Source organism: Syntrophorhabdaceae bacterium, assembly GCA_028698615.1.
Taxonomy (GTDB): Bacteria; Desulfobacterota; Syntrophorhabdia; order Syntrophorhabdales; family Syntrophorhabdaceae; genus Delta-02.
In genome coordinates this window covers 1-21,981 of record JAQVWF010000004.1, presented here as the reverse complement: position 1 = coordinate 21,981, position 21,981 = coordinate 1, and the positions used below count along the sequence as shown (strand labels likewise).

Annotated in this window: 23 protein-coding genes; 20 read left to right on the top strand and 3 right to left on the bottom strand. The window is 55.4% G+C overall.

Features of this window, described 5'->3' with window-relative positions:
* Nucleotides 1-38 precede the first annotated feature (38 nt).
* From PHC90_02620 to PHC90_02610, 3 genes are all read left to right on the top strand, one after another.
* Nucleotides 39-410, top strand: a complete 372-nt coding sequence (locus tag PHC90_02620) for a cyclophilin-like fold protein (protein MDD3845238.1) — start codon at nucleotides 39-41, stop codon at nucleotides 408-410.
* 91 nt (nucleotides 411-501) lie between these two features.
* The gene (locus tag PHC90_02615) at nucleotides 502-1,593 is read left to right on the top strand and encodes an enolase C-terminal domain-like protein (protein ID MDD3845237.1); all 1,092 of its coding nucleotides are present in this window, start codon (nucleotides 502-504) and stop codon (nucleotides 1,591-1,593) included.
* Nucleotides 1,594-1,730: 137 nt separating this feature from the next.
* On the top strand, nucleotides 1,731-2,993 hold the full coding sequence (locus PHC90_02610; protein MDD3845236.1) for a YhjD/YihY/BrkB family envelope integrity protein: 1,263 nt from the start codon (nucleotides 1,731-1,733) through the stop codon (nucleotides 2,991-2,993).
* Between the two features lie 21 nt (nucleotides 2,994-3,014).
* Here the strand turns inward: PHC90_02610 and xseA are convergent, their stop codons facing one another.
* The 3 genes from xseA to PHC90_02595 are packed head-to-tail and all read right to left on the bottom strand — an operon-like array spanning nucleotide 3,015 to nucleotide 6,390.
* Nucleotides 3,015-4,229: an exodeoxyribonuclease VII large subunit gene (gene xseA / locus PHC90_02605; protein ID MDD3845235.1), complete on the bottom strand. Its 1,215-nt coding sequence runs from the start codon at nucleotides 4,227-4,229 to the stop codon at nucleotides 3,015-3,017.
* A complete protein-coding gene (gene thiC, locus PHC90_02600; protein ID MDD3845234.1) occupies nucleotides 4,230-5,516 on the bottom strand; it encodes a phosphomethylpyrimidine synthase ThiC in 1,287 nt (428 codons plus the stop codon).
* Between the two features lie 31 nt (nucleotides 5,517-5,547).
* Entirely contained in the window at nucleotides 5,548-6,390 is an 843-nt protein-coding gene (locus PHC90_02595) for a hydroxymethylpyrimidine/phosphomethylpyrimidine kinase (GenBank protein MDD3845233.1), read from the bottom strand.
* Nucleotides 6,391-6,722: 332 nt separating this feature from the next.
* Here PHC90_02595 and PHC90_02590 point away from each other — a divergent pair, with 332 nt between their 5' ends.
* The 17 genes from PHC90_02590 to PHC90_02510 form a co-directional block, all read left to right on the top strand.
* Nucleotides 6,723-7,196 carry a periplasmic heavy metal sensor gene (locus PHC90_02590; protein MDD3845232.1) on the top strand — a complete coding sequence of 158 codons (474 nt, stop codon included), beginning with the start codon at nucleotides 6,723-6,725 and terminating at the stop codon, nucleotides 7,194-7,196.
* 65 nt (nucleotides 7,197-7,261) lie between these two features.
* On the top strand, nucleotides 7,262-7,657 hold the full coding sequence (locus PHC90_02585; GenBank protein MDD3845231.1) for a YMGG-like glycine zipper-containing protein: 396 nt from the start codon (nucleotides 7,262-7,264) through the stop codon (nucleotides 7,655-7,657).
* The gene (locus PHC90_02580) at nucleotides 7,636-8,073 is read left to right on the top strand and encodes a periplasmic heavy metal sensor (GenBank protein MDD3845230.1); all 438 of its coding nucleotides are present in this window, start codon (nucleotides 7,636-7,638) and stop codon (nucleotides 8,071-8,073) included. Before PHC90_02585 ends, PHC90_02580 begins: the two co-directional genes overlap by 22 nt.
* Complete coding sequence (locus PHC90_02575; protein MDD3845229.1) at nucleotides 8,063-9,643, top strand: ATP-binding protein; 1,581 nt, start codon at nucleotides 8,063-8,065, stop codon at nucleotides 9,641-9,643. Before PHC90_02580 ends, PHC90_02575 begins: the two co-directional genes overlap by 11 nt.
* A gap of 23 nt (nucleotides 9,644-9,666) precedes the next feature.
* Entirely contained in the window at nucleotides 9,667-11,031 is a 1,365-nt protein-coding gene (locus PHC90_02570) for a sigma-54 dependent transcriptional regulator (GenBank protein ID MDD3845228.1), read from the top strand.
* A gap of 198 nt (nucleotides 11,032-11,229) precedes the next feature.
* Nucleotides 11,230-12,357, top strand: a complete 1,128-nt coding sequence (locus PHC90_02565) for an MlaE family lipid ABC transporter permease subunit (GenBank protein MDD3845227.1) — start codon at nucleotides 11,230-11,232, stop codon at nucleotides 12,355-12,357.
* A gap of 22 nt (nucleotides 12,358-12,379) precedes the next feature.
* A complete protein-coding gene (locus tag PHC90_02560; protein ID MDD3845226.1) occupies nucleotides 12,380-13,162 on the top strand; it encodes an ATP-binding cassette domain-containing protein in 783 nt (260 codons plus the stop codon).
* A 4-nt stretch (nucleotides 13,163-13,166) separates the two neighbouring features.
* Nucleotides 13,167-14,090: an MlaD family protein gene (locus PHC90_02555; GenBank protein ID MDD3845225.1), complete on the top strand. Its 924-nt coding sequence runs from the start codon at nucleotides 13,167-13,169 to the stop codon at nucleotides 14,088-14,090.
* 4 nt (nucleotides 14,091-14,094) lie between these two features.
* Complete coding sequence (locus PHC90_02550) at nucleotides 14,095-14,742, top strand: ABC-type transport auxiliary lipoprotein family protein (protein MDD3845224.1); 648 nt, start codon at nucleotides 14,095-14,097, stop codon at nucleotides 14,740-14,742.
* 68 nt (nucleotides 14,743-14,810) lie between these two features.
* On the top strand, nucleotides 14,811-16,403 hold the full coding sequence (locus PHC90_02545) for a GAF domain-containing protein (protein ID MDD3845223.1): 1,593 nt from the start codon (nucleotides 14,811-14,813) through the stop codon (nucleotides 16,401-16,403).
* 15 nt (nucleotides 16,404-16,418) lie between these two features.
* Nucleotides 16,419-17,171, top strand: coding sequence for a sensor histidine kinase (locus tag PHC90_02540; GenBank protein ID MDD3845222.1), 753 nt, complete (start codon nucleotides 16,419-16,421; stop codon nucleotides 17,169-17,171).
* 179 nt (nucleotides 17,172-17,350) lie between these two features.
* Nucleotides 17,351-18,334, top strand: coding sequence for a tryptophan--tRNA ligase (gene trpS / locus PHC90_02535; protein MDD3845221.1), 984 nt, complete (start codon nucleotides 17,351-17,353; stop codon nucleotides 18,332-18,334).
* A gap of 66 nt (nucleotides 18,335-18,400) precedes the next feature.
* Nucleotides 18,401-18,679 carry a septum formation initiator family protein gene (locus PHC90_02530; GenBank protein MDD3845220.1) on the top strand — a complete coding sequence of 93 codons (279 nt, stop codon included), beginning with the start codon at nucleotides 18,401-18,403 and terminating at the stop codon, nucleotides 18,677-18,679.
* Nucleotides 18,676-19,551: a radical SAM protein gene (locus PHC90_02525; protein ID MDD3845219.1), complete on the top strand. Its 876-nt coding sequence runs from the start codon at nucleotides 18,676-18,678 to the stop codon at nucleotides 19,549-19,551. Before PHC90_02530 ends, PHC90_02525 begins: the two co-directional genes overlap by 4 nt.
* A 2-nt stretch (nucleotides 19,552-19,553) precedes the next feature.
* Complete coding sequence (locus tag PHC90_02520) at nucleotides 19,554-19,994, top strand: thioesterase family protein (protein MDD3845218.1); 441 nt, start codon at nucleotides 19,554-19,556, stop codon at nucleotides 19,992-19,994.
* Nucleotides 19,978-21,039, top strand: a complete 1,062-nt coding sequence (locus PHC90_02515) for a glycosyltransferase family 9 protein (protein ID MDD3845217.1) — start codon at nucleotides 19,978-19,980, stop codon at nucleotides 21,037-21,039. The genes PHC90_02520 and PHC90_02515 overlap by 17 nt, the downstream gene beginning before the upstream one ends.
* A gap of 4 nt (nucleotides 21,040-21,043) precedes the next feature.
* A partial coding sequence (locus tag PHC90_02510; GenBank protein ID MDD3845216.1) for a radical SAM protein occupies nucleotides 21,044-21,981 on the top strand: 938 nt, incomplete at its 3' end.

The window sequence follows — 21,981 nt, the reverse complement described above, 5'->3', positions numbered from 1 at the left end:
GGAAAGGAGGATAAAGTAAATTGAAAGGAGTGCATGTCATGAAGATCCGCATCATTGCAGGACCCATCTCCGTAGAAGCGGAGCTTGCTCTGACACCTTGTGCCGAAGAAGTGGCCCGGGCGTTGCCCGTATCGGCTTCCCCGAACGAATGGGGCGATGAGTTCTATTTTGAGATACCTCTCCATATGCCACTCGACGATACGGCCACACGGACGGTAAAGGCGGGCGACATCGGCTACTGGCCACCGGGACATGCAATTGCCATCTTTTTCGGTCCCACTCCCCTTAGTGCCGGCCCGGACCCCGTACCGGCGAGCGAGGTGAACCTCATCGGCAGGATAACCTCAGACCCGGGGCTTCTCAAAAAAGCAAGAGGCGCGGCTTCGATCCGGCTTGAACCGGCGACGTAATGGAGGGACAGCCGCGGACGCTGCCCTTTACCGGGGAAATGTGGTTCCTTCGAGGAGGAAGGACGGACCGGAACGAACGATCCCGGGACTTATGAAGGACGATGAGATAAGAAGCATTCGCTGCAGGGAAGTGATACGCCCCCTGAAGACGACCTTTTCCACCTCCCTGGGGCAGAAGAATGCCATGCGGAGCGTCATCGTCGAGGTCTGTCTCAGAGACGGGTCGAAAGGCCTGGGGGAATGCGCTACCAGCTTCGTCCTTCCCCATGAAACGGCTGACAGGATACAGGAGATACTGCGTGAGGAGAGACCGTTTCTGACCGGACAAAATGCGGCCAATTTCTCCGGGATAGCGGCGTCGCTGCGGCAAAAACACCCTTCCTTCCCCATGACTGTATCGGGGCTGGAAATGGCGCTGTGGCGGTCATGGCTCCGGAACACCGGAAGGCATGAAACCGCCTGGTTCGGCGGCGCCCTGCACCGCATCGAAACGGACATTACGATACCCCACACGCTCGATGAGAACGTCCTTGGCGAATGGGTGAAGCACGCCGCACGGAAAGGCTTCACCGCATATAAGATCAAGGTAAGCGGCAAGGGGACGGATGATAGGCGGCTCATTGCCTCCGTCACATCCATTCTCGAGGGTCGGGATGTTAGCTATACCCTGCGTCTCGATGGCAATCAGGGCTTTTCCAGGAAGGGATGCCTTGCCCTCGCCGACTACGTGCGGAGAAAAGGCTACCCCGTCGAACTCTTCGAGCAACCCCTGAAAATGGATGATCATCGTGGGCTTAAAGAGGTAACGAAGCATTCGCCCATTCCCGTCATTCTGGATGAGACCGTCTTTTCCGCGCGTGATATGGAGGTCGCCCTGAACGAAGGCCTCGGCCACGGCGTCAACATCAAGACAGCAAAGAGCGGGATCACCGAATCCCTGGCCATTATGAAGCTCGCGAAAGAACAGGGCCTGATGCTCATGGCAGGCTGCATGACGGAAACGATGACGGGGCTTTCCGCCGGCATCGCCATGGCAATGGGAACGGATGCCTTCGATTACATCGATCTCGATTCCATACGCTTCCTTCACCATCGAAAACAGTACGGGGAAATCGCCGTGGAGGGAGCGGGATACAGGATCAATGACAACGGCCAAACGAAACGGCGGCCCTTCTTGTCCTGATCTTCTGTTTGGTTATCGATCATTGGTAAATTGATCATCATCTTCTTCTTTGGATATTGGAATCTGGTCATTGGTTATTGTGTTCCACCCTGGTTATTGATCACTATCTCTTTCTTTTCTGTTATAATTTACTATCAATGACCTCTGGCGAAAGAACCTCTCTTGCGGATAGGATGGGCCGTTCCCTGCGCGTTGCCGGGATCATCCTCCGTGAGTCCTTGAGGTCGTTCCTCGGCAACAATGACTTCGAGATGTCCGCCGCCCTTGCAACCTACAGTTTTTTTGCCCTTGTCCCTCTCATCTTCCTGGCGGTCAGCGTCGCGGAGGATACGGGGAGCACGGCCGTCTGGCTCATCGCCGGCATCGAAGGCCTCATTGACCATCTCTTCCCCCGCATTCGGGATTGGATGAGCATCGAGTTCGCCGTAGTGACGGAACATCCCCTCACTCTCGGCGTCGCTGCGGCGCTTATCGTCTTCATTGCGGCCATGTCGCTCGCGGACTCTCTGAGAACCACCTTGTTCAAGATCTTCAGGAAGGACCCGCCGGCGTCCATCCTCCTCATCCAACTCGGCAATCTCCGCCGCGCAGCGATCATGTTACTTCTTTTTGTCGTCCTTATCGGCGCCGAGATCCTCTTTCTTGCCTTTACGGACCTTCTGCAGGCTCGCGGCCTCGTCCTCACGACCGCGGTGACCGTCCTTATCTCGATCTGTCTCGCCACCGTCTGCATGGCCATCTTCTACTCCGTTTTTCTGCCCCTGCGGCTGCCGGTATTCAAGCTCATCGGCGCCTGCGTCATCTCGGGAGTCCTCATCATCACCATGAGGGAGGTCTTTACCCTGGTCATCGGGACAAGCCCTGCATACGGACAGACATTCGGTTCCCTGAAGGTACTTTTCGTAATGATCGTCTGGGTCTACTACTGCTTCCTCGTCATTCTTTTCGGGGCCGAGGTCGCCGTTAACACGGAAAAGCGCAACGCCCTTCTCATGAAATATCTCTTTACAGGGCACTTCCATGGATCCCTTCCCGCGGCGCTCTTCGCCAGGTTCGTCACCCGCAGCCGCCAGGGCGATATCATATTCGAAGAGGGTGACACCGGCGACGCCATGTTCTATATCGTCTCCGGGGCTGTCGACATAATACGAGGGGACAAATGCATAAGGACCATGACCGCGGGAAACTACTTCGGCGAGATATCCATGCTCCTCGGCACTCCCCGTTCGGCGGGCGCCCGGTCGGCCTCGGAGGATACGGAGCTCATTGCCATATCGCAAACAAATTTCGACATCATCCTCCGCGAGAACGCCCCCATAGTACTGTCCCTGCTCAAGGAAATGGCAGGCAGGCTCAAGGACACGGACGAATCACTATCCGCGCGTCAACCTGACAGTTGATGCGCGGACCCGTATGCCCGTCTACGCTTTTTTATTTGTTACCGAGACCTCCAGGCCACCCTTGTGCAGTGTTATGGACAGGGGTTCGCCCGGTGATACCACCGAGGAATCGGTGATGATCGTGCCGGCGGCGGTTTTCGAGGTTATACTGTAGCCCCTTGCCAGGATCGCCGTAGGGTTGAGGTCGCCTATTCTTTGGGCGAGGGTGTCAAATCTTGTGCGGGCGTTGTTCATGTAGAGTTGGAGATTGTGGCCGAGGCTGCCGGCGAGGTCGTCGAGGTACAAGCGGTGGGAGGCAAAAAAGTCCTTTCTGTCCTTGAACTCCATGACGCTGCTGACAAACATGTATCGGGCTTTCTCGAGTTTCTTCTCCATCGCCTGGCGCAGGGAATCTTTGAGGCCGGTGATGAAGCGGACGAGTTCGTCCCTGCCGGGGACGACGAGGGCGCCTGCTGCTGTCGGGGTGGGCGCGCGCACGTCAGCGACGAAGTCTGCTATCGTGAAATCAACCTCGTGGCCGACGGCAGAAACAACGGGTATCCTGGAGGCAAATATGGCCCTCGCCAGGTTTTCTTCGTTAAAGCACGCAAGGTCCTCATACGAACCCCCTCCCCTGCCGATGATGATCACATCCACCTCTCCGCACCGGTTGAAGTATTCGATCCCTTCCGCTATCTCACAAGCCGCATCCACTCCCTGTACGGCCGCGGGACAGATCTGGACGGGGATGGTGGCGTATCTTTCGTGGATGACCCTCAGCATGTCCCGTATCGCGGCTCCCACGGGTGAGGTCACTATCCCTATGCACCGGGGAAACGCAGGAAGGGGCTTCTTCAGGGCTTCGTCAAAAAGCCCTTCCTTGAGAAGCTTCTCTTTGAGTTCGAGAAACCGCGCATAAACAAGCCCCTGGTCGCCTTTCGCCAGGATGTCGCTGACGATGAGCTGGTACTCGCCCCGTTTTTCGTAGATGTCTATCCTGCCCCTGCAGAGGATCTTCTCCCCGTCTTTCACGACCCTGCGGCCTACACGTGCGGAATAGTTGAAAACGACCCCGCGGATCATCGCAAGGTCGTCCTTGAGGGTGAAATAGAAATGCCCCGACGGGTAGAGTTTGGCGTTGGAGACTTCCCCTTCGACGCGGACGTCACGGAACCGGCCGCTGACGAACCGTTTGAGTTCGGCCGTCAACCCCGATACCGTCAAGAGTCCTTCATCCTGCTGCGGGTAGAGGGTCATCTACTTTTTCTTCAGGTAATCCTTCATAAGCTTCATGGAACAGAATTCACCGCACATGCTGCAGACATCGTTCTTGAGGTCGCGCTCCTTTCGGAAGGTCTTTATCTTATCCGGGTCGATGGCGCACTCGATCTGCCCCTTCCAGTCAAGGGCCTTACGGTACGTCGACATGGCCTTGTCGAGGGCAAAGGCCTTCTGGCTGCCCCGTGCAAGGTCGGCGGCGTGGGCCGCTATCCTGCAAACCATGACGCCGTCTCGGACATCCTGCGGCATGGGGAGGCCCAGGTGTTCCGTCGGGGTGACGTAGCAGAGGAAATCGGCCCCGTGGTATCCCGCAAGGGCGCCGCCTATGGCGGAAGTGATGTGATCGTAGCCGGGCGCAATATCGGTGACGATAGGACCGAGAACATAAAACGGTGCATCATTGCAAAGCCTCTTCTGGAGGACCATGTTCATTTCGATCTGATTGAGCGGTACATGACCGGGGCCTTCTACCATGACCTGAACGCCTTTGTCGATGGCTTCCGCGCAGAGTTCCCCCAGGGTGATGAGTTCCTCGATCTGCCCCCGGTCGGTTGCATCGGCGATACACCCGGGTCTCAGGGCATCTCCAAGACTTATGGTCATGTCGTACTTCTTCGCAATGCTTACAAGGCGGTCGAAATTCTCGTAGAGAGGATTCTCCTTGCCGTTGACGATGATCCATTGCGCGAGAAAGGCACCGCCGCGGCTTACGATGTCCGTTACCCTGCCCTGTTTCCTGAGGCGTTCAAGGGAGCTTTTCGTGACACCGCAATGAACGGTCACGAAATCGACCCCGTCGGCACCGTGCTTTTCTATGACCTCGAAGATATCGTCGGCCTCCATATTCGTTATGGCCTTCTTCTTCTTGACGGTCTCGACGGCGGCCTGGTATATGGGAACCGTCCCCACGGGTATCTTTGCCGCATCGATGATGATCTTGCGGATCTCGTCGAGATCGCCTCCGGTGCTCAGGTCCATGACGGCATCGGCGCCTGCATCCCGGGCAACGGCCAGTTTTTCCAGTTCTTCATCGATATTCACACGCTCCGGGGAGGTGCCGATATTGGCATTGACCTTGACGCTCAATCCCTTGCCAACTCCCTTGGGGGTAAAATCCTTGTGCACGTTGTTCGCGAGGATGGCGACCTTCCCCTCCGCCACAAGGCGGCGGAGCTCTTCCTTGTCGATGCCTTCATCCCGGGCGACGTGCTCCATCACCTTCGTGATCTTTCCTTCCCGTGCTGCAATAAGCTGATTTTTCATGGTCGTATCATCTCCATCTTCTCAACGGGGTTCAGGTTCTCGGGCTTTCCCCCTGGACTCCCTGTATTTTTTTCTGTTTCGTTGCTGTATGAGGAACACCATCCATTGCCGAGGAGACATAGAAATGACCCTTCCTGTCTATCCTGTAGCTTGACTCGAAAAGCCTCTTAAGATGCTCCTGAGTCGCCATAAAGGCTTCAGGCAGAGGATATCCGGATGCAAGCAGGCAGGCAAGGGTCGAAGAGAAGGAGCAACCCGTGCCATGAATGGATCGGGGGATCCGCTCTTTTTTGTAAAGATGGAACTCCCGGCCATCGAACAACACATCCACGGGGTCGCCTTCCATATGGCCTCCTTTTACAACAACCGCTTGAGGCCCCAGCGAATGGATCTTCTCGGCGGCTTTTTTCGCTGCCTTTACCGTACTGACCTTTGTGCCCGTGATAAATGATGCTTCATCGGCATTGGGCGTCACCACCGTGATCTTTTTGAATAGCAAATCGATACAGACCGCCCTGCCCTTGTCCGAAATGAGAGCAATGCCGTTCTTGGCCGCAAAGACAGGATCGAGAATAACAGGTATGTTCTTTCGCTTTGCCAGAAACCTTGCTGTCATCCTGACATGTAATTCATTGCAGAGAACCCCTATTTTCACGCCTTTTATCGTAACCCCGGCCGTCGCGGCGTCGAGGGTATCCCGGAACAGTTCTTCCGGTGAAGATTCAATACGCTTCACGCCGGCGGGGCCCTGAACAACCGTGCAGGTAGGCACCGTAATGGCATGGAAACCACAGGAGAAAAAGGTATCGGCATCTCTCACGATCCCCGCGCCTGAGGAGGCATCAAAGCCCGCTATGGAGAGTAAGCTTTTCATTTTCAATGACCGCGCATATACCCCTTGGATTTTAAAACTGAAAACTATACCACACTTGCTTGTATAGAACAACATGGTTGCAACCGTCTGGGCCCCTTTAGCCGCTTGAGCGGTTCGAGCGGCTGCACCGGCCCCTTCGGCGCCTCGCTCGACGCTTTTGTCGATGGGCATAGAAGCCCTCGACATTTCTTTCCTTGAAATGGCGCCTATCCTCAAACTGGCTTTTGCATTACGTTCATCATTACAATGAGTTGTATTGATAGATGAGAAATGGCACGGTAATTGCCACGTATGGAGCTATGATTTGCAAAAAACCATATGAGGAGGTTACAATGAAGAAGGTTTTAGGGATACTCGTGGCGGTCATTTTTGTTGCAATGGCAACGACCGTATTTGCCATAGGGCCGGCTGGATTCGGCGGTGGACCAAAGGGTCCCGGCGTAGATCTGTCGAAGGAGCAAACAGGCAAGATGTGGCAGTTAAGGGAAACCTTCAACACCGAGACATCTTCTCTGCGTTATGAGCTTTTTCAGAAGCGCAACGACTTGAGAACGCTTTACGCCGATCCCAAGGCAACGGATGCCGCAATCCTCGCAAAGGAAAAGGAAGTTGACACGTTGAGACAGAAGATGCACGACAAGATGGTCCGGTTCAAGCTTGACCAGAGAAAGGTCTACACGCCGGAGCAGCTCAAAAAGCTCGCTCACACGGGTTACGGCCCCGGGCGCGGCGGTTTCGGCGGCGGTTTCGGCGGCGGGCGCGGCGGTTTCGGCGGGCGCGGATCCGGTACGTGCGGCAGATTCTAGGTACCTGAAAACAAGGTAACGGGCCCTTCCGGGGGCCCGTTACCTCAATGAAAAGGGAGGGAGCAATGAAAAATGTTATGGCAGTGCTCTTAGTGGCGGTAGCCGCAGGATTCTTTTTTGTCTCATGCGCATCCGAAGGATATAATACCCAGAAAGGTGCCGCCATCGGCGCGGGCCTCGGTGCCATAGCAGGACAGGTGATCGGGCACGACACCGCTTCGACGCTTATCGGCGCCGCGGTGGGCACGCTCGTGGGCGGCATCGGCGGCAACGCAGTCGATCAGCATGTGACCAATCAGCGAGCTGGCGCGACCCAGCAGCCGGGGACGACGGCATACCCTTCGTCAAGTCAGGTCACCCCCCAGGACCAGCCTCCGGGACAGTGGGTCGAGGTGCCCGGTCAGTGGATAGGCGGGAAATGGGTGCCCGCGCACAAGGTATGGGTGCCCGTGAATCCATGACGTTCCTCGTATCTTTCCTCTTCCTGTGTTTGTTCATAACGCCCTCTCTCCGGGCACAGAATTCGTATTCTGAGTTCGAGAGAGGGCTTCAGTTATCGGACCCCCAGAGAACACAGGTTGAAGATATCAGGAACAGGTACATCAACGAATGGCAGTCGCTCAGAAGGGAGTCGTCGCAAAAGCGAAGCGAACTCCGGGAACTGAGCCGGAACCCCGAAGCCAATTCAGCAAGGATAGGCCGGATACAGGGCGAGATACAGGAGCTCGACACCGCGAGACGCAATTCCTATCAGCAATACCGCTCCGAAGTGTCGAGAACCCTCAATCAGACCCAGCGGCAACGGTACAACAGCTTCTGCAACCAGGAACAGCGAAAGAACATTGAGCGTTTTCGTCAGAGGCGGCATGGGAGATAAGCGAGCCGTTGCCCTTCCATTGTTCTTCGCACTCTTTCTCGTTCTCGTCACCCTCACCGGGTTCTTTCAGATAAGGATCATTCGCAGCAATATCGAACGTCAGCTCATGGGGGAAGCGGAGATCATCTTCTCCCACGTTCAGAGAGAGATAGACATCAACCTTGAATATTTGAGTCTCCTCGACAGGTCCCCCGCGATCATAACGCCCTATTTCTTCAACATCATGGCCTTCGACGAGGCTATAATCGATGACCTTGACACCGCCGCCGGCGATTTCCTGAAAGATCCCGGACCAGGGGACCTGAAAACATTCTCTTTCGCCAACGTCGCCGAGTATGACCTGAAAGGGGATATTGTCGCCAGAAAGGGTAGGAGCGACATACCGGCGAAGTTTGCGAGGAGACTCATCTCGGGCGACGAGATGGCGGCCATCAGGATGCCCGTAACAACAGACAGGGCCCTTATCTTCGGCAGGCGCGTCGGCAATCGTATCCTTTTCGTCAGGATAGATGCCTCGGAGCTGGAAACACTCAGGAGAAAGGTCATCCTCAAGGACATCGTCGACAGGGAAGAGAAGAGGTTCAACATCGACGCCATCAAAATATACGACGGCAAAGACGCCCTGTTCGTGGGAACAAACGACGGCAAAGAGGGCACCTTTCTCCTTGAAAAGAGCCTGGCCTCGAAGATCCTTCCCGGCTTTCGGATGCAGATCTTCGTATCGAGAAACCTTGCCCGGGACACCATCCAGCGGTCTGCCTACGGCTTTATCCTCATCCTTGCGGTCCTTTTCGTCTCCGGCGCCGGGAGCATCTACGCCTTCTTCGTGATGGAGCGGAAATATGCGGAAAAGGTCAAAGAGATGGAACGGGAGATGGAGATCAAGGAACGCCTGGTATCGCTGGGGAAACTGGCTTCAGGAATGGCCCACGAGATCAGGAACCCCTTGAATGCCATAAGCCTTTCAGTCCAGCGTCTCAAAAGGGAATTCACCCCCGTGGATGAAAAGAAGGAAGAATACCTCACCTTCCTCGACATAATCAGGAAGGAACTTACACGGGTCAACGGGATAGTCGAAGAGTTCCTGCAATCCACGAGGGCGCAGGCCCCCTTCAACAAAGAGAGCCTCCGCGATCTCCTGGAAGAGGTTATAATAATCGTCGGGGAAAAAGCCTCGTCAAGGGGAATCTTCCTGGAGAACGCCACCGACACCGATATCCATGTCGAATGCCAGCGGGACAGGCTAAAGCAGGCATTTTACAATATTATCATCAACGCCATAGAGTCCATGAACAACGGGGGAAAGATCGCCATAACGGTGAGGCAAAAAGATTCCTGGGTGGAAACCTCGATCAGGGATTCCGGGTCCGGCATCAGTGAAGACGCCCTCGCAAGGATATTCGAATATTATTACACGACAAAAGACAAGGGTATGGGCCTCGGGCTGCCCATATCTTACATGATAGTGAAAGACCATGGCGGCGACATCAAAGCGGCCAGCACGGCCAACGAGGGAACCACCTTCACCATCATCCTGCCTCGCAGGCATGATGGCACAGAGAGGATGTAAAAGGGAAAGAGGGGTTTGTGATTATGGACAGGGTTGGAATATTGATCGTGGAAGACGAGGAGGCTCAAAGGTCGCTCCTCGGCGGGGTGCTCAAAAAGGAAGGCTACACGGTAGGCGAGGCACCTGATGGACAGAGCGCCCTTGCGCTCTTTCAGGGGGATATATTCGAGATCGTCCTTCTCGACTACAGGCTGCCCGATACGGACGGGCTTTCCCTTCTCAGGAAGATAAAGGAGATAAACCCGGCCACCGAAGTGGTTATGATCACCGCCTTCGGGAGTATCGAGAACGCAGTCGGAGCCCTGAAAGCAGGGGCATCGGAATATCTGACCAAACCCATAGATCTTGACGACCTTCTCTTCAAACTGCGCAAGGTCGAGGAAAAGACGTATCTCATCCGTGAGAACATGGTGCTTCGTGAAACCCTGCGGGATCGTTTCAAGTCGGAAGAATTCGTCTATCAGAGCGAAAAGATGCACGAGGTTTCAAGCCTCGTCGTCAGGATAGCAAAGACTGATTCCACCTGCATAATAAGCGGCGAGAGCGGCGTCGGGAAAGAGGTAGTACTCAATATGATCCATGCCCTCAGCGACCGCAAGGACTTTCCCCTTATCAAGGTGAACTGCGCCGCCATTCCCGAAACGCTCCTCGAGAGCGAACTCTTCGGCTACGAAAAAGGGGCCTTCACCGGTGCCTATCAGAGGAAGTCGGGCAAGTTCGAGCTTGCCCACAAGGGGACCATCTTCCTTGACGAGATCGGCGACATTCCCCTTCTCCTTCAGTCGAAGCTGCTGAGGGTGATCCAGGAAAGGGAGATAGAGCGCCTCGGCGGGACCCACCCCATAAAGGTCGACGTGCGTATCATCGCCGCCACCAATCGCAACCTGGAGGAGGAGGTAAGGAAGGGGGCCTTTCGCGAAGACCTATATTACCGCCTCAATGTTGTCAATATCCTGATCCCTCCCCTGCGGGAACGCAAAGAGGACATTCCGCTGCTCATCGATTTCTTTCTCAAGAAGTACAACATGAAGCACAAGAAGAACATCAAGGGACCGACACGGGAGGCACGCGATGTTCTCGTGAGATACGATTACCCCGGCAACGTGAGGGAACTGGAGAACATTGTGGAACGGGCCGTCGTCCTGACCAGGGGAGACCACATAACGAGCGAGGATCTGCCGAGCCTGGGGGAACAGACGATGGCCGCAAGCGACGGCAGCATTCGCGGGACTGTCGAATCCATCGAAAGATCGATGATCATCGAGGCCCTCGTGAACACCGAATGGGTCCAGACAAAGGCAGCGGCAACCCTTGGCCTGTCGGAACGCATGCTCAGGTACAAGATCAAGAAATACAGCATCTCGAAGTCGGCCCGCGGGGCGGATTGAACGCTCGCGAGCACACGGGTCGGCGCTTCGCGCCTACGAACACATGAGGAAGGGCAGAAGAACTTGCAGGTGAAAGGCTACGCGGGCAGGCGATCCTGATGGCTTCTGTCATTTGACCCGTGCCCCCGTGTGCGCGCAGACCCTTGTACCCGTGTGCATTTGGATTCATATTTTTTTTCCCGTATGTTATAGATAAAAATGCCCGATGCAAATCCTTATCATATAGAGGCAGCCGGCGGGGCAGTTACGCTTACCCTGTCGGGCAGGATGGACCTTGAGCATTTCAGTCAGCTCATCCCGCTTGTCGGCACCCTCTTCGACTCCTACACCCCTTCAAAACTGAGTGTCGATATGACCGGCATTGATTACCTCGACTCCAGCGGGGCTCTGTTCATCGTCGAACTGGAGATCGAGGCCCGCAGGCGCTCGGTAGCTTTCACGCTTTCCGGCCTTTCCCGGGAAAAATTGGGTATTCTCACCCTCATCGACAGGGACGCTCTGACCACATCCAGCCTGGCGCCCAGGGAACGCCGTATGAATCTCATAGAATATCTGGGCGCCGCTTCCATCAGGGCCGTCAGTGACATCTATGATCTCGTGTCCTTCGGCGGCGAACTGGTCTATGAGCTCGGCCATTCACTGACGCATCTTTCGAAGGTGCGCTGGGGCGACGTGATAGCATACATGAGGAAGGTGGGGGTCGACGGGTTTCCCATAGTGGCCCTCATAAGCTTCCTCCTCGGCCTCATCATGGCATTCATGTCTTCCCTGCAATTGAAGCAGTTCGGCGCGAATATCTACGTTGCCTCTCTCGTCGCGGTGGCGATGATCCGCGAACTGGGACCGATCATGACGGCCATCATCGTTGCGGGGCGCTCGGGTTCGGCCTTTGCCGCCGAGATCGGTACGATGAAGGTGAACGAAGAGGTGGATGCCCTTACCACCATGGGGTTCAGCCCCGTACGCTTCCTCGCCATACCCAAAGTGATCGCTTCCCTGGTAACAGTCCCTGTCCTCACGATATTTGCAAGCATATTCGCCATTGTCGGCGGCCTCGTCGTTGGAGTCGTGGGCTTGAACCTTACCATTTTTACCTATATCCAGCAGACAATGAAGGCCATATCGATCTTTGACATAGTATCGGCGCTGGTCAAGTCCGTCGTTTTCGCCGCCGCCATCTCCACCATTGGCTGCCAGAGGGGCTTCAAGGTGCGCGGAGGCGCCGAGGCGGTCGGCAATGCCACGACATCGGCCGTCGTCACGTCCATATTTCTTATTATCGTGATAGATTCGACCTTTGCTATAATATTGCATTACATCCGTTAGGAGCTGAGGTGGGAAAGAAAAGTTGAACAAAGCTGAACCGGTCATAAAAGTGGAAGGGCTCACGGTGCGATACGGCAGTAATACCGTTCTCGACAACGTGGACTTCGAGGTCCAGCCCGGTGAGATATTCGTTATCATGGGCGGCAGCGGGTGCGGAAAGTCGACGCTCCTCAGAAACGTCATAGGCATAGAGACCCCGGCGGGAGGAAATATCTGGATAAACGGAACGGATACGGCGATGCTTGATGACGGGGAGCTCACAAAGCTTCACATGGGTATCGGGATGCTCTTTCAATCGAGCGCGCTCTTCGGCTCCATGACGATCGGAGAGAACGTGGCCCTTCCGTTAACGGAATTCACCGGGCTGTCGGTGGAGGACATAGAATCCATCGTAAAGATGAAGCTCGGGATGGTGGAACTTGCCGGATACGACAACCACTATCCTTCGGAGCTCTCGGGGGGCATGAGGAAAAGGGCCGGAATTGCGCGGGCGATGGCCCTTGACCCCGCCATGCTCTTTCTCGACGAGCCGTCAGCCGGCCTCGACCCCGTCACGTCCGCCGAACTCGACCTTCTCATCAAGAAGCTCAACGAAGGCACAGGCACAACGATGGTCATCGTTACCCACGAGTTGGAGACCATCTTCAATATATCCCATCGCATCATCATGCTCGACAGGGATGCAAAAGGCATCATCGCCGAGGGTGATCCCCGCACGCTCAGAACGGACTCCGACGATCCCAGGGTCACGAACTTCTTCAACCGGCGGGTAACAGAGAAAAACAATGAAGGAATGAAGGAATGACGATATGATAAAGAAGAAATCCTATTTTCTGGTGGGTTTTTTCGTGCTTGCCGGGATGCTCATAGCGGTAGGGGCCATCGTCTGGCTCGGCGCTTCTCAATACCTCCAGAAGGGTGAGCGTTTTGTCACCTATTTCGACGAGTCCGTTCAGGGACTCCAGGTCGATTCAAACGTCAAGTACAGAGGCGTGGAGATCGGCATGGTGGAAAAGATCTCCGTCGCACCCGACTACCGCCTGATAGAGGTCATCATGAAGATCAATTTCAGCGGCGATGCCGCCAATAATACCATCGCCAAGCTGAAAGCGGCCGGCATAACGGGCATCGTCTACGTCGAACTCGACCATCGAAAGAAGGGAGACATAAAGAAAACTCCCCAGATCACCTTCGAACCCGACTACCCTCTCATCCCTTCGAATCCGTCGGAGATCCAGGAGATCGTATCGGGCGTCGACGATGTGGTGAAGAAAATGCAGGAGGTGGACTTCAAGGCCATCTCCAGCGAGATCGTATCTGCCACGAAAGGTATCAATACCTTCTTCACCGGGCAGAAGATGACGAAGATCATCTCTAACCTGGAAGCCATGACCGAGACCCTTTCCGATTCGGCGAACAAACTTGCGAAGATGCTGGGCGACGGAAGGGCCGACGAGCTTGTCACTGACGCGCGCGACACCGTGCGCGATGCGAAAGAAACCATCGGTAAGGTGAAGAGCGAACTGGAAAAGATGAGGCTCGCCGAAACGTCGGCGAAGACGAACAGGTTCATAGATGACCTCTCGCGAAGGTCGAAAGTGATCACGACAGAGATCCAGCTCACCGCCGAGAACCTGCGCAGGGCCACGGAAAACCTTGACCTTCTCATTAAAAGGCTAAAGGCCGATCCGTCGGATATCCTGTTCAGCGATCCACCCCCGAAAAAGAGGTAAGACCATGAGACAACAAATAAGACGGATTCCGGCGCTTCTTTTCCTTCCCCTTGTATGCCTTGCGCTTGTCGCAGGATGCCTTGGCAGGACCAAACCGCCTTTCGTGATGGACCAGTATACCCTTGAATACCCGGAGCCGCAGCCGGCCGGCCAGCCACTCCTGGAAGAGCTTATCCGCGTGGAACGGTTCTCCGTGGCGCCGGCATTCAACTCCACCGACATGGTGATAAAAACGGGGCAGTACCGTTTTGACACCTACAAATACAGCCGGTGGCGCACCAATCCCTCCGACATGGTGAGCGGCTTCATACTGCGCGACGTGACCCGTGCCGGTATCTTCAAGGGCACCTATTCCTATTACGACACGGACCTTTCGCGATATATCCTTGACGGTCACGTGGATGAATTCTGTGAATCCGACGAAGATTCACCGGGAAAGGCTGTTCTGAGCGTCCGCATTACCCTGGTGGACACCAGCCTGAAAAACCCCGTCGAGCAGGTCGTCTTTCAGCGGCAGTACACCTATTCGGCCGAAATGAACGACCGTTCGCCCGACGGCCTGGCGGCGGCGCTGAGCGCAGCCATGAAGGACCTTTCGGCCAAACTGGTCGCCGACATAGGTCTTGAACTGAAAAGCCGCGGCGGCAAATGACCGACCCTTGGCAGATCATCGTTTTTTGACGAATATTATAAACGTCGAAACTGCAAGGACTTACAGGCGTGGCTGAACAGAATTCAGACGACCCCGGCAAGACAGATCTCCAGGACTCCGGTAAAGAGCTTGTCGTCTGCGAACAGGCGCTGGGCACATCGGAGCGAAAACTCTCATCCATGCTGGAGTTGGGCCATCTCATCGGTCTTGACCTCAATCTCGATGAGATGCTCACCCAGATAGCTTCAAAGGCCAAAGAGGTCCTGGAGGCCGACAGGTTCAACATCCTCCTGTATGATCCCGCGACAGACGAACTCTGGACAAAGATGGCATTCGAGATCGAAGGCAAGGAATTCCGAACGCCGTCCCATGTCGGGCTCTCCGGGTACGCCTTTCACACGGGTCAGACCGTCACCGTCGAGGACGCCCACGAGGACCCTCGCTTTTTCCGGTACATCGACGAGGCAACAGGCTACACGACAAAGAGTATGCTCTGTATGCCCTTTTTCAGCAGGTCGGGCTCGAAGCTGGGAGTCATTCAGCTCATCAACAAGCGCCGGGGAAGCTTCACCGTCGAAGACGAGACTCTCCTTCGCACGTTCACCAATCACGCGTCCGTCTTCATTGAGATCGCCCAGCTCCAGAAAGCGCGCATGGACAGTCTCGAAGAGTCCCGGAAGGAACTGGAACGCCTCAATGCGGCAAAGGGCAAGGCCCTCGACCATCTCTCCCACGAGTTGAAGACCCCCCTTGCCCTGATCCAGGGGTATCTGCGCATCGTGAAGAGGAAGATCACAAGAGAACCTCAGGGCGCGCCGTTAATGGAATATTTCGACATCCTCAACCGTAACATGACCCGGCTTTTCGAGGTGCAGAGGGAATGCGAGAAGATCATGCTGGCCTACCGCGAGATCGAGGAAGAGAGCCTTGTCGATGAACTCGAACGCCTCTGGAAGAAGATCGAAAGCATGGACCTCTCCGTGGGCATGAGGGAACACTGGCAAACCCTCAAGGAGTACGTCGCCAATTATGTTCCCCCGGACAGCGGGTCCCGGAGCATGGTCTTCCTCCACCCTGTTGTTCTAAAGACCATATCGGACGCCCGTAACAACGCTCCGCTCCGCGACATAGAATTCCGTCTCGGGGAAGACAAGGAGATCGCGATCTTCATGGACGCCGTCGTTGTCCGGGACATGCTTGCCGGACTTCTGAAGAACGCCGTCGAGAACACCCCCGATGGGGGTCTCGTGGAGATATCCCTGGAGGAAAACGAAAGAAACGTCACCCTGGCGGTGAGAGATTACGGCGTTGGGATCACCGAGCAGAACAAGGAGCACATCTTCGACGGTTTTTTCCACACACAGGATACCGATCTCTACGGCTCCAAAAAAGCCTACGAGTTCGGCGCCGGAGGAAAGGGGCTGGATCTCTTCCAGATCAAGGTATACGGGCGGCGTTTCGGTTTCGCGATCTCCATGGAAAGCAGCCGGTGCATCCATATCCCCACGGACAGGGACGTGTGCCCGGGCAGGATATCTTCCTGTCCTCACGTGTCGAGTCGCGAAGGTTGCCTTGCGTCGGGAGGGACCACTTTTTGTTTGACATTTCCCGACGCGAAAGAATATCTTAGAACCAGCAATAGGGACGTGCCAGTTCCTTAATCCAAGGCTTGTTATATGACCCCCAAAGACCCTCTCGTTGACCTGCTGATCCATGATCTCACCGGTCCCCTGTCGATCGTGTTGACAAGCGTCAACAACCTGATCAACAAGGAGGACAAGTGCGGACCATATAACGAATACCAGAAGGACACCCTGAAAAGGGCGCAGCGCAACGCCGAGAAAGCAAGGGCCCTTCTCCTCGAGATCATTGAGGTATATCGCTCGGAGGAGGGGCTCTTCCGAAAGGATCAGTTCCTTATCTCCGATGTCCTCAGGGAGGCATTGATCGATGCCGTCGAGGTCGCCGCTCCCGCTATCGGGGAAGAGCTTGCCCGGTCCGAAAGTGATTCCTATGCCGGCGTCCTTGAACGCAACGGCATCATCATCGAGGTGGAAGGCCGATACAGTACCGCTTATTTTACACATGACCCGAAGAAGATCCGCCAGATCCTGAGGAACCTCATCTCCAATGCCCTCAAGTACCGAAAGAGCAGGATGAAGCTCACCATAACGGGAGACCCCGACCTTGTCATAGCCGTGGAAGACGATGGCCAGGGCATCCCCCGGGGGAAACAGGATTACATATTCAAACGCTTCTTTAACCTGAACAACAAGGCAGACGCGCCCGAGGGGTTGGGCTTCGGCCTTTCCTGCGTAAAGAGCCTTGTCGAGAGAATGAGGGGCGAGATCTCACTTCGAAGCTCAGAGGGCGCCGGCTCCTGTTTCACCGTGCGCATTCCCCCCCTTGGGGAATGTTCGAACGTTTGAACGGAACTCCTGGACTCCAAACCATCTCAGGCTTTTCTTCCCATGAAACCTGAAACGTGAAACCTGAAACCCGCTTTATGTTTCCCTGAACCGTCATTTGATTTGCTCCCCCATTTGGTGTAAATTAAACACGATAAAAATCACAGACAAAGAGGCTTTCAGGTCTTTACGGAGGATAGATGAAGCGGATCTTCAGCGGGATACAGCCAACGGGGGAAATACATCTTGGCAATTATGTCGGCGCCATCAGGAACTGGGTTTACCTCCAGGACGAGTACGACTGCATCTTCAGCGTTGTCGATTACCATGCCATAACCATCGAATATCCCGTCGAGGAGATGAAGAAACGCACCCTCGATACGGCCCTCATTCTCCTTGCCTGCGGTCTTACACCGGATAAGGCGAATATTTTCGTCCAGTCCCATGTGCCGGAACACACCGAACTGGCCTGGGTTTTCAATACCGTCACCCCCATCGGCGAGGTTGAACGGATGACGCAATTCAAGGACAAGGCAAAACAGCACCGGGCGAACATCAACATGGGGCTCATGGACTATCCCGTGCTTCAGGCGGCTGACATCCTCCTCTACAAGGCGGGTTACGTGCCTGTCGGCGAAGATCAGGTGCAGCACATAGAACTCTGCCGCGAGGTGGCCCGGAAATTCAACAGCCGCTTCACGCCCGTATTTCCCGAGCCCGAGGAGATACTTTCCATGGCGCCGAGGATCCTCGGTGTCGACGGCCAGTCGAAGATGTCGAAGAGCCTTGGCAATTTTATCGGCGTGCTGGAGGAAGAAGAGGCCGTATGGGAGAAGCTCCGCACCGCCGTGACGGACGTGAACCGTGTGCGCAGAACTGATCCCGGCAATCCGGAGGTGTGCAACATCTACACCATCCACCGCGCCTTTTCCGACAACGCCATGCTTATTGAGATTGACAAAGGCTGCACGTCGGCGGGCATCGGATGCATCGACTGCAAGAAGATGCTCTTCGAAAACGTGAAAAAGGAGCTCACGCCCATTCGCGAGAAGGCGCGCGAGCTTGGAGAGAACATGAACTATGTCGTGGACGTCCTGGAAAAGGGGGCGGCGGCCTGCAGGAAGATCGCCAATGCCACGATGAAGGAGGTCCGCGACACCCTGGGCCTCTATCTCCCCAGGTAGGCTTTTTGCGGCATAGACTTTACACGGGTTGACATTTTGCTTCCGTGCCTTTAATATAGAGAAAGTATGGCAGAGAATCCCGTAAAGAGATACGGATTTATAATCTTTCTCTCAACCATTTTCTTTCACCTTGTTCTCATGGACGGTGGAATATACGACCTTTTGAAGGTCAAACTGAAAACGAGGACCGCCAGATTATCGATCATGCAGATCGAAGATGAGAACGCAGCTCTTTCAAGGGAATTTCGCAGGATACAACAGGACGACCAGTACCTGGAAGAGATGGTGAGAAAGAAATACGGTCTTGTTCGAGAAGGGGAAAAGGTGTACAGGGTTGAACCATGAAATACGAAGGAACGATCTACAGGCCGCCGAGCGAGGCGGACAGTCTCATTCTCCAGATAGCGATCGGCTGTTCCCATAACAAATGCACTTTCTGCGGTTCTTTCAAGGAAAAGAAATTCCGGGTACGCTCCTTTGAGGAGATAGCCGAGGACGTCAACGAGGCGAAGCAGTATGCCCGTTATATCAGGAAGGTCTTTCTCGCCGACGGCGATGCGCTGATCATTCCCCAGAAAAGGCTTTTGCCCGTCGTGCAGCTTGTCCGGGACGCCTTTCCGAAGCTGGAGCGCATTGGCGTTTACGGAAACACGAAATCCATCCTCAAAAAATCCGCGGAAGAGTTGAAGGCGCTGAAAGACCTTGGTGTCGGCATCGTCTATCTCGGCGTGGAATCGGGAGACCAGGTGGTCCTCGACAGGGTCTGCAAGGGAACCGTGCTCGACAACACGGCCGAGGCCGCGAAGAGGGTAAAGGATGCGGGCATGCTCCTTTCCGTCACCGTCCTCCTGGGGCTCGGCGGAGTGGAGCGAAGCAAGATCCACGCGGAAGAGACAGGCAAGTTCCTGAGCAGGATCCAGCCTGACTACGCCGGCGCTCTCAGCGTCATCGTGGTGCCCGGCACGGTCCTCGCCGATGAGATAAAGAAGGGGGACTTCGTCGTCCCCGACCCCTATATGCTTCTTGAAGAGCTCTATACCATGATCCAGAACACCAACGTGGAGCACACCTACTTCGCATCGAACCACGCGTCGAACTATCTTCCCGTCAAGGCCTGGCTTCCCGAAGAGAAGGAGAAGACGCTCAAGGCAATACAACATGTGCTCTCCCAGCGCGATCCTTCGATGCTCAGACCCGAGTTCATGAGGGCCCTCTGATCATGTCGACAGAGACGAGGGACCACGGCAGGGAGAACGGGGAGTTCGTGGACATACCGGTGCGTGTCCGCTATGCGGATACCGACCGGATGGGGATCGTTTACTACGGCAATTACCCGGCCTTTTTCGAGATGGGACGGAGTGAATACATGCGGCAGAAGGGTTACCCCTACCGCGACCTCGAAGCGCTGGGATACCATTTCGTGGTCGTCAATCTCGAGGCAAAGTATTATAATACCGCCACATACGACGACGTTCTCATCGTCAAGACCCGGGTGACGGAGCTTAAATCACGAGGCATCACCTTCCATTACGTGATAACGAGGGACGGGACACTTGTCGTCGAGGGATCGACAAAACATATCTGCGTCAATACGGACAAAAAACCCGTTACGATACCCCAGAAGCTCATAGAAATCTTTCGAGATGGCCCAGCCACGTAACATCCTCATCATCCGGCTGAGTTCCCTCGGTGACGTCCTCATGGGCGTGCCGGCGGTAAAAGCCTTGAGGGAGCGTTTTCCCGATGCGCACATCTCATGGCTCGCCGAGGGCTCCGTGACGGGTATTCTTGCACATCAGGACTTCATCGACGAGGTCATCTTTTTCCCGCGCGCCGCACTGACGAGACACCTCAAATCGGGACACCTTGCTACAACAGCATACATTCTCCATGATTTCGTGAAGAGCCTCCGCAAACGAGAATACGACTGCATCATCGATCTCCACGGGATCGCGAAGAGCGTGGCGCTCATGATGATCGCCCGGGGAGGAAGACGGATAGGATTCTGTAAGACCTTCGCCAAGGACATGAGCCACATCTTCTATGGTGAACAGGTAAAGGGCCTTGAAAAAAGGATCCATAAGGTGGAGCGCAACATGCTTGCCGCCCGCTACCTCGGATGCGAGGACCCTCCGGCCGACGCACCCCTTCTGGTAAATGACAGCGCCCGGACATATGTAGACGATTTCCTTCGATCACACGACATCAGCCCCCCGATCATCGCCGTGAACCCTTTCGCGAGCAAGGACTCGGCCTTCAAGAGATGGCCTCTCGAACGCTACGCCGACCTTATCGGGATGATCAGGCAGGAACGCATGGGCAGTGTTATCGTGATCTGGGGACCGGGGGAACGCGAAGAGGCCCAGAGGCTCGCCGCAATGGTGGGGGACGGCGCCCGGCTTGCCTGCAAGACGGACATCGCCCAGCTCTACGCCCTTCTTGCACGAAGCAGCGTTTACATCGGGGGCGATACGGGAACGACCCATCTTGCCTCCGCGGCGAATGTCCCCGTCCTGTCGATCTTCGGCCCCACGGATTTCATCATCAACCGCCCCTATTCCAGGAACAGCGTCATCATACGGAAGGAGATGTCCTGCAGCCCCTGCAAGAAAAAGGACTGCAGGACCCGGGAGTGTCTCATGACCATATCTTCGGATGAGGTCTTCAAGGCGCTCCGGAAGATCCCTCTGAGGAACGAGGTATAAGAACATGCGCATTCTCTTCATCTACCCCAACATCAATACCCAGGTTGGGTTCAACTACGGCATCTCCTACATTTCGGGCTTTCTCAAGGCAAAAGGCATCGAAACGGGGCTCCTTAACATCAACGAGAAACTTGGTTATCCTCTCGACATGGAAAGGATCAAAAAGGACGTCCTCTCCTTCAAGCCCGACATCATCGGTTTTTCCGTGCTTACCAACCAGTACAAGTATGCCCTTGAGATAGCGCGCGGCATCAAGACCTGCCTCGATGTCCCCATTCTTTTCGGCGGCATCCACGTCACAATGGACCCCGTGGAGACCCTCATGCACGACGAGGTCGACCTGATATGCGTCGGTGAGGGAGAAGAGGCCGTCGCCGAACTCCTCGAAAGAGGCGACCCCCGGGGCATCGCGAACATAGGCCGCAAGGAAGACGGCCGACCGGTCGTGGAGCCCCTTCGGCCCTACATGGACATCGCGGCCCTGCCTTTCAAGGACTACGAGATCTTCGACTTCCAGAGGATCATAAACGCCAAAGACGGGTGGGTGGGGCTTACGGCATCACGGGGCTGCCCCTTCCGGTGCACCTATTGTCTCAACCACAAGATCATAGAGGTCTACAAGGAAAGCGGCCATCTCCCGCGGGGTTATATCAGAAGACACACCGTGGACCAGATGATCGCCGAGATCGAGTATCTCATAAGCCGCTACTCGGGGATCAAGATGTTCATCTTCGATGACGATATTTTCACCTTTGATAAGATCTGGCTCAAGGAGTTCACCGAGCGGTACAGGTCGGTCACGGACATGAGCTTTGTGTGCAACGCCCATGCCCGCATCTTCGACGAGGAAACGGCACGCCTCCTGAGCGGCGCCGGCTGCCGCATCGTCAAGTTCGGGCTCGAGAGCGGCAGCGACCGGATACGCCGGAAGGTATTGAGCCG

What these genes read in the sequence shown, in the direction of transcription:
- PHC90_02515 (MDD3845217.1), top strand. Translation starts at nt 19,978, where the DNA reads ATGGCCCAGCCACGTAACATCCTCATCATCCGGCTGAGTTCCCTCGGT.
- PHC90_02590 (MDD3845232.1), top strand. Translation starts at nt 6,723, where the DNA reads ATGAAGAAGGTTTTAGGGATACTCGTGGCGGTCATTTTTGTTGCAATG.
- PHC90_02530 (MDD3845220.1), top strand. Translation starts at nt 18,401, where the DNA reads ATGGCAGAGAATCCCGTAAAGAGATACGGATTTATAATCTTTCTCTCA.
- PHC90_02520 (MDD3845218.1), top strand. Translation starts at nt 19,554, where the DNA reads ATGTCGACAGAGACGAGGGACCACGGCAGGGAGAACGGGGAGTTCGTG.
- PHC90_02525 (MDD3845219.1), top strand. Translation starts at nt 18,676, where the DNA reads ATGAAATACGAAGGAACGATCTACAGGCCGCCGAGCGAGGCGGACAGT.
- PHC90_02570 (MDD3845228.1), top strand. Translation starts at nt 9,667, where the DNA reads ATGGACAGGGTTGGAATATTGATCGTGGAAGACGAGGAGGCTCAAAGG.
- PHC90_02610 (MDD3845236.1), top strand. Translation starts at nt 1,731, where the DNA reads ATGACCTCTGGCGAAAGAACCTCTCTTGCGGATAGGATGGGCCGTTCC.
- PHC90_02585 (MDD3845231.1), top strand. Translation starts at nt 7,262, where the DNA reads ATGAAAAATGTTATGGCAGTGCTCTTAGTGGCGGTAGCCGCAGGATTC.
- PHC90_02575 (MDD3845229.1), top strand. Translation starts at nt 8,063, where the DNA reads ATGGGAGATAAGCGAGCCGTTGCCCTTCCATTGTTCTTCGCACTCTTT.
- PHC90_02580 (MDD3845230.1), top strand. Translation starts at nt 7,636, where the DNA reads ATGGGTGCCCGTGAATCCATGACGTTCCTCGTATCTTTCCTCTTCCTG.
- PHC90_02540 (MDD3845222.1), top strand. Translation starts at nt 16,419, where the DNA reads ATGACCCCCAAAGACCCTCTCGTTGACCTGCTGATCCATGATCTCACC.
- PHC90_02550 (MDD3845224.1), top strand. Translation starts at nt 14,095, where the DNA reads ATGAGACAACAAATAAGACGGATTCCGGCGCTTCTTTTCCTTCCCCTT.
- trpS (MDD3845221.1), top strand. Translation starts at nt 17,351, where the DNA reads ATGAAGCGGATCTTCAGCGGGATACAGCCAACGGGGGAAATACATCTT.
- PHC90_02565 (MDD3845227.1), top strand. Translation starts at nt 11,230, where the DNA reads ATGCCCGATGCAAATCCTTATCATATAGAGGCAGCCGGCGGGGCAGTT.
- xseA (MDD3845235.1), bottom strand. Translation starts at nt 4,229, where the DNA reads ATGACCCTCTACCCGCAGCAGGATGAAGGACTCTTGACGGTATCGGGG.
- PHC90_02620 (MDD3845238.1), top strand. Translation starts at nt 39, where the DNA reads ATGAAGATCCGCATCATTGCAGGACCCATCTCCGTAGAAGCGGAGCTT.
- PHC90_02595 (MDD3845233.1), bottom strand. Translation starts at nt 6,390, where the DNA reads ATGAAAAGCTTACTCTCCATAGCGGGCTTTGATGCCTCCTCAGGCGCG.
- PHC90_02555 (MDD3845225.1), top strand. Translation starts at nt 13,167, where the DNA reads ATGATAAAGAAGAAATCCTATTTTCTGGTGGGTTTTTTCGTGCTTGCC.
- PHC90_02615 (MDD3845237.1), top strand. Translation starts at nt 502, where the DNA reads ATGAAGGACGATGAGATAAGAAGCATTCGCTGCAGGGAAGTGATACGC.
- thiC (MDD3845234.1), bottom strand. Translation starts at nt 5,516, where the DNA reads ATGAAAAATCAGCTTATTGCAGCACGGGAAGGAAAGATCACGAAGGTG.